This is a genomic window from Pseudomonas sp. GW821-FHT01C01 (genome assembly GCF_059422645.1).
Window position 1 is genome coordinate 1 of sequence record NZ_JBWKXF010000102.1, and the last position, 6,687, is coordinate 6,687.

Genomic DNA, 6,687 nt, shown 5'->3' on the forward strand with positions numbered 1-6,687 from the left:
CCCCCCCCCCCCCCCCCCCCCCCCCCCCCCCCCCCCCCCCCCCCCCCCCCCCCCCCCCCCCCCCCCCCCCCCCCACCAAGAGCAGCCCCCACATAGCCTGACAGCAAAAATGTCAGGTGTTTCAAAGGCTTCGCTTCACTGAATGCACCGCAACAGTGCAGACGGACGGCACTGTCATCGGTATAGTGCCGCCCCTCTTCGCGTGAGCGGTCGTCGGTAGCGAGGCCACAACCCATGCGAAACCCGAACTAATAACAAACCCGCGATATGAAACCGGGACGAACTTCGAACCGCCCGTTGTGCCGTGTGCCCACCGGTGTAACTCGATGTGTCTGCCCGGTCAGCATTTGCCTACACAAAAAACAGCGAGGAATAATCCATGCTCGAAGTCATTAACGACTTCCTCTCAGGGAAAGTACTGATCGTGCTCATTGTCGGGCTCGGTAGCTACTTCACGATCCGCTCGCGTTTCGTTCAATTGCGTCACTTCTTCCACATGTTCGCGGTGTTCCGTGACAGCCTCAAAAGCAGCGCCGGGCAACTCAGTTCGTTCCAGGCCCTGATGCTCAGCCTCGCCGGCCGCGTCGGTGCGGGCAACATTGCCGGTGTCGGCATTGCCGTGACCCTCGGCGGCCCCGGTGCCGTGTTCTGGATGTGGGTGACCGCACTGGTCGGCATGTCCAGCAGCTTCTTCGAATGCTCCCTTGGCCAGCTCTACAAGCGCTGCGATTCCGACGGCACCTACCGTGGCGGCCCGTCCTATTACATCCAGCACGGCCTGCAAAAACGCTGGCTCGGCATGTTGATGGCGTTCCTGTTGCTGGTGACCTTCGGGTTCGCCTTCAACGGCCTGCAAGCCCACGCCGTGACGCACTCGTTGAACAATGCGTTCGGCCTCGACACCACTTACACCGGTATCGGTCTGGCCGTGCTGTTGGGCCTGGTGTTCATCGGCGGGATCAAGCGCATCGCCAAGGTCGCCGACCTGTTGGTGCCGGTGAAAACCCTGGTGTACATCGGCGTGACCATCTACGTGATCGTGCTGCAGTTCGACCAAGTGCCGGGCATGCTGATGACCATCGTCAAGAGCGCCTTCGGTCTCGACCAGGCCTTCGGCGGCCTGATTGGCAGCGCCATCGTCATGGGCGTGAAGCGTGGCGTGTTCGCCAACGAAGCGGGCCTTGGCAGTGCGCCGAACGTGGCGGCGGTGGCGGCAGTCGAGCACCCGGTAGCGCAAGGCGTGGTTCAAGCGTTCAGCGTGTTCCTCGATACCTTCGTGATCTGCACCTGCACCGCGCTGCTGATCCTGCTCTCGGGCTTCTACACCCCGGGCTTCGAAGGCGACGGCATTGCCCTGACCCAGAACTCCCTGGCCGCCGTGGTCGGTGACTGGGGCCGGATGTTCATCTCCGTGGCCCTGGCGTTGTTCGTGTTCACCTCGATCCTCTACAACTACTACCTGGGCGAGAGCAACCTGCGCTTTTTGATCGGCGAAAACCGCAAGGCGCTGATGGGCTATCGCGCGCTGGTACTGGTGCTGATTTTCTGGGGCGCCATCGAAAACCTCGGCACCGTATTTGCCTTCGCCGACATCACCATGACCATGCTCGCGTTCGTCAACCTGATCGCGTTGTTCCTGCTGTTCAAGGTCGGCATGCGCATCCTGCGTGACTACGATGACCAGCGCGCCGCTGGCATCAAGACGCCGGTATTCGATTCGAGCAAGTTCCCGGATCTGGATCTGGATCGCCAGGCGTGGCCGGCCAATCCGCCAGCCGCGCCTCAAGCACAGGCTGAGCCGCAAGGCGTGCCCGCAGCGCAACGCTGATTGGTAAAAAGCGGGCGCACCCCTTGCGCCCGTCAGTTAGAGTGCAAAACCTGTGGGAGCGGGCTTGCTCGCGAAGAGGGCGTGCCAGACAACATCACTGCTGACTGACCCGGCGCTTTCGCGAGCAAGCCCGCTCCCACAATGGCAGTCATTGTTTCGGAGAACCTCCATGAATTCCTCGACCTACCCTGCCGCCCAGCACGTCATGGTGCTGTACACCGGCGGCACCATCGGCATGCAGGCCAGCGCCCATGGCCTGGCTCCAGCGTCCGGATTTGAAGCGCGGATGCGCGAATTCCTGCATAGCCAGCCCGAACTGGTGGTGCCGCAGTGGCGCTTTCGCGAGATGTCGCCGCTGATCGACAGCGCCAACATGACCCCTGCGTATTGGCAGCAACTGCGTGAAGCGGTAGTCGACGCGGTGGATGTACAAGGCTGCGACAGCGTGCTGATCCTGCACGGCACCGACACCCTGGCCTACAGCGCCGCCGCCATGAGTTTCCAGTTGCTCGGCCTGCATGCCCGCGTGTGCTTCACCGGCTCGATGCTGCCGGCCGGCGTGACCGACAGCGATGCCTGGGAAAACCTCAGTGGCGCACTGGTCGCCCTGGGCCAAGGTCTGGCGCCGGGCGTGCATCTGTACTTCCACGGCGAACTGCTGGACCCGACTCGTTGTGCAAAAGTACGCAGTTTTGGCCGTCATCCGTTCAAGCGCCTGGAGCGTCAGGGTGGCGGAGTGAAGGCGACTTCGGTTCCATCGCAGCTGAACTACAACCAGCCCAGGCAATTGGCCAACGTCGCGGTGCTGCCGCTGTTTCCCGGCATCAGCGCCGAGGTGCTGGATGGATTGCTCGACAGCGGCATTCAGGGCCTGGTACTGGAGTGTTACGGCAGCGGCACCGGGCCGAGTGACAACCCCGGGTTTCTCGCCAGCCTTGGCCGTGCCCGTGACAACGGCGTCGTCGTGGTCGCGGTGACGCAGTGCCATGAAGGCGGTGTCGAGCTGGATGTGTACGAGGCTGGCAGTCGCTTGCGTGGTGTTGGCGTGTTGTCCGGTGGCGGCATGACCCGTGAGGCGGCGTTTGGAAAGTTGCATGGGTTGCTGGGTGCGGGGCTTGATCCGCAAGAAGTCCGTCAACTGGTAGAGCTCGACCTCTGCGGCGAACTGACCTGACACCGCACCAACCTTGTGGGAGCGGGCTTGCTCGCGAAGACGACGGCACATCCAACATAGATGTAACAGACAGACCGTTTTCGCGAGCAAGCCCGCTCCCACAGGGTCATCGGCATACAACTTGCTGCGCTCCAGCCATCCCAAGGCTGGAAGTCCTTATGCTCCACTCCCACCTCACCACGCTCAACGCAGTCTCCCTGGTACTCGATGCCTTCAAGGTCGAAGGTTTGTCCAGCGAAGCGCTGCTGGCCGGTAGCGGCATCAGTGCGGCGGATCTGAACCGTGCCGACACGCGCATCACCACCAATCAGGAGATGCAGGTCTGTGCCAACGCCGTTGCTCTCAAGCGTGACATCGGCCTGGAACTGGGCCGGCGGATGCACGTTTCCTGCTATGGCATGCTCGGTTACGCCCTGCTCACCTGTGCCACCTTCGGTGACGCTTTGCGTCTGGCGATGCGCTATCCGGCGCTGCTGGGAACACTTTTCGAGTTGAGTCTTGAAGACGATGGCGAGCGCATCTGGTTCGCCGCCGCCGATTACCGCGAGAGCCCGGCCATGGCAGTGTTCAACGCCGAGTTCTGCCTGGTGTCGCTGAAAGTCACCTGCGACGACCTGCTCGGCCACCCCCTGCCCTTGCTCGGCGCACGTTTCGAACATGCCGCGCCGGACTACGAAACGAGCTACGCCGAGCACTTCGATTGCCCGTTGCACTTCGGCGCACGGAATAATGCCTTCGCCTTCGACAAGCGCTGGCTCGACCAGCCATTGCCGCTGGCCGATGTCATCACCCATCAAGCCATGGCCGAACGCTGCCGCAAACAGAATCTTGAGTTCACCGGGCGCCAGGCGTGGCTGGGACGGATCCGCCAATTGCTCAGCGCGCAATTGAATGCGGCGCCGGGGCTGGAGGGCCTGGCCGAGCAAATGAACTGTTCGGCGCGGACTTTGCGCCGGCATCTCAAGGACATGGGTTGCAGCTATCAGGAGCTGCTCGACGAACTACGCTTCGAGCAGGCCAAGCAAATGCTTTGCGAGGATCAACTGCCGATCTATCAAATCGCCGAAGCCCTGGGCTTCAGCGAGACCGCGAGCTTTCGCCATGCCTTTGTGCGCTGGAGCGGTGTGGCACCGAGTCAGTTCAGGCCACACGGCTAACCCCCTGTAGGAGCTGGCTTGCCAGCGAAGAGGCCGGTACTCCCGACACATCTTCATTGGCCGACTTATCGTCTTCGCTGGCAAGCCAGCTCCTACAGGTATGCATTTCGCACGCTGGACCGGAGCGAGGGGCGAATTTCGGTCAAATTTTTTGGCCATATCGATCCCCTTTTGGCCTTTCCTGCCGTTCTCCTAAACCGTCTGCACCGCAAGACTGTGTTCAACCGAACCAGCCTGCGGAGAACAAGAAAATGCTGACGATCTACTCGGACGATCACCACCTGCACCACGGCCGTTGCGAACTTATCGACGGGCAACTCAAGCCCTGCTTCGAGATGCCTTCCCGTGCCGACCACGTGCTGCAACGGGTGAAAGACCAGAACCTGGGCCCTGTAGAAGCACCGAAGGATTTCGGCCTGGAGCCAATCGCGCGCATCCACAGCCGCGACTACCTCGATTTTTTCAAGGGTGCCTGGGCACGCTGGACCGAATTCAACACCGACGGTGACCTGCTGCCCTACACCTGGCCGGCCCGTACCTTGCGTCAGGTCAAACCGACCAGCCTGCACGGCCAGCTCGGCTATTACAGTTTCGATGGTGGCGCCCCGATCACCGCCGGCACCTGGCAAGCGGCGTACAGCGCAGCGCAGGTTGCACTCACCGCGCAAGCGGAAATCCAGCGCGGTGCCCGCAGTGCCTTCGCCCTGTGCCGTCCACCGGGACACCACGCCGCCGGTGACTTGATGGGGGGTTATTGCTACCTCAACAACGCCGCTATTGCTGCCCAGGCGTTCCTCGATCAGGGCCACAAAAAGGTCGCTATCCTCGACGTCGATTACCACCACGGCAACGGCACCCAATCGATTTTCTACGAACGCAGCGACGTGCTGTTCACCTCGATCCACGGCCACCCGGAAGCCGAATTCCCGTTCTTCCTCGGCTATGAAGATGAACGCGGCGAAGGCGCCGGTGAAGGTTTCAACTTCAACTATCCGCTGGCCGCAGGTTCGGGCTGGGACACCTGGAGTGCCGCACTGGAACACGCCTGCAAAGAGATCGAAAACTACGGCGCCGACATCATCGTCGTGTCCCTGGGTGTCGACACCTTCAAGGACGACCCGATCTCGCAATTCAAGCTCGACAGCCCGGACTACCTGGCCATGGGCAAGCGCATCGCCGGCCTCGGCGTACCGACGCTGTTCGTGATGGAAGGCGGTTACGCAGTGGAAGAAATCGGCATCAACGCCGTGAACGTTCTCGAAGGTTTTGAAAGCGCTCAATGAGGAAGTAGAAGAATGAAAAGTCTTAAGCGCTTTATCGTGCCAGCCCTGTGTGCCACGGTACTCAGCGGCGCAGCACACGCTGAAGAACGTACGTTGCGCGTCTACAACTGGTTCGACTACATCACGCCCAAGGCCCTGGAAGACTTCAAGGCCCAGAACACCCAGACCAAACTGGTCTACGACATCTTCGACACCAACGAAGCGCTGGAAGCCAAGTTGCTGACCGGCAACTCCGGCTACGACGTGGTGGTGCCGTCCAACGTGTTTCTCGCCAAACAGATCGAAGCTGGCGTGTTCCAGCCCCTGGATCGCAGCAAGTTGCCGAACTGGAACCACCTCGATCCCAAGCTGATGAAACTGATCGAGGCCAACGACCCGGGCAACAAGTTCGCCGTGCCTTACATGTACGGCACCATCCTGATCGGCTTTAACCCGGATAAAGTCAAAGCAGTGCTGGGTGCCGACGCGCCGGTAGACAGCTGGGACCTGATCTTCAAGGAAGAGAACATCAGCAAGCTCAAGCAGTGCGGCGTCGCCCTGCTCGACTCGCCCTCGGAGATTTTGCCGCTGGCTCTGCAACACCTCGGCCTGGACCCCAACAGCAAAAAGCCTGCGGACTACGACAAGGCTGAAGCGCTGCTGATGAAGATCCGCCCGTACATCACCTACTTCCACTCATCGAAGTACATGGCCGACATTGCCAACGGTGACATCTGCGTCGCGGTCGGTTACTCCGGCAGCTTCTCGCAAGCCGCCAACCGCGCCAAGGAAGCCAAGAACGGTGTGATCGTCGACATGCGCTTGCCGAAGGAAGGCGCGCCGATCTGGTTCGACATGCTCGCAATACCCAAGGGCGCGAAGAATCCGGAAGACGCCTACACCTTCATCAACTACCTGCTGCAACCTCAAGTGATTGCGCCAGTCAGTGACTTCGTCGGCTACCCGAACCCGAACAAGGACGCTACGGAAATGGTCGACCCGGCGATCCGCAACAACCCGAACCTGTACCCGACCGACACGGCGATGGGCACGCTCTACACACTGCAACCGTTGCCACGCGATGCCGAACGTGCGCGCACCCGAGCCTGGACCAAGATCAAGTCCGGCACCTGATACTCGCCTGCTCCCGCCGTCACCAGGACCTGCGCTTTGCGCATAATGCTGTTCGCTGTAGGAGCGAGCTTGCTCGCGATGGTCGTTAACGATGCCGCGTGTTTACTGACTAAACGCGGCGCTCTTGAGTCC

General features: G+C 61.2%; 5 protein-coding genes. All 5 read left to right on the top strand.

Features of this window, described 5'->3' with window-relative positions:
* Positions 1-379: 379 nt before the first annotated feature.
* The 5 genes from AC07XF_RS28690 to AC07XF_RS28710 all read left to right on the top strand — a co-directional run bounded on the left by AC07XF_RS28690 (position 380) and on the right by AC07XF_RS28710 (position 6,555).
* Positions 380-1,828, top strand: a complete 1,449-nt coding sequence (locus AC07XF_RS28690) for an alanine/glycine:cation symporter family protein (protein ID WP_495029210.1) — start codon at positions 380-382, stop codon at positions 1,826-1,828.
* A gap of 169 nt (positions 1,829-1,997) precedes the next feature.
* Positions 1,998-3,002, top strand: a complete 1,005-nt coding sequence (locus AC07XF_RS28695; RefSeq protein WP_495029211.1) for an asparaginase — start codon at positions 1,998-2,000, stop codon at positions 3,000-3,002.
* Between the two features lie 158 nt (positions 3,003-3,160).
* Positions 3,161-4,159, top strand: coding sequence for an AraC family transcriptional regulator (locus AC07XF_RS28700; protein ID WP_495029212.1), 999 nt, complete (start codon positions 3,161-3,163; stop codon positions 4,157-4,159).
* Positions 4,160-4,410: 251 nt separating this feature from the next.
* Positions 4,411-5,442, top strand: coding sequence for a histone deacetylase family protein (locus AC07XF_RS28705; protein ID WP_495029213.1), 1,032 nt, complete (start codon positions 4,411-4,413; stop codon positions 5,440-5,442).
* Between the two features lie 12 nt (positions 5,443-5,454).
* On the top strand, positions 5,455-6,555 hold the full coding sequence (locus AC07XF_RS28710) for a polyamine ABC transporter substrate-binding protein (RefSeq protein ID WP_495029214.1): 1,101 nt from the start codon (positions 5,455-5,457) through the stop codon (positions 6,553-6,555).
* Positions 6,556-6,687: the final 132 nt, after the last annotated feature.

Bases quoted from the DNA above. Each gene is read 5' to 3' on its own strand.
- AC07XF_RS28700 (WP_495029212.1), top strand. From the start codon at position 3,161: ATGCTCCACTCCCACCTCACCACGCTCAACGCAGTCTCCCTGGTACTC.
- AC07XF_RS28695 (WP_495029211.1), top strand. From the start codon at position 1,998: ATGAATTCCTCGACCTACCCTGCCGCCCAGCACGTCATGGTGCTGTAC.
- AC07XF_RS28705 (WP_495029213.1), top strand. From the start codon at position 4,411: ATGCTGACGATCTACTCGGACGATCACCACCTGCACCACGGCCGTTGC.
- AC07XF_RS28710 (WP_495029214.1), top strand. From the start codon at position 5,455: ATGAAAAGTCTTAAGCGCTTTATCGTGCCAGCCCTGTGTGCCACGGTA.
- AC07XF_RS28690 (WP_495029210.1), top strand. From the start codon at position 380: ATGCTCGAAGTCATTAACGACTTCCTCTCAGGGAAAGTACTGATCGTG.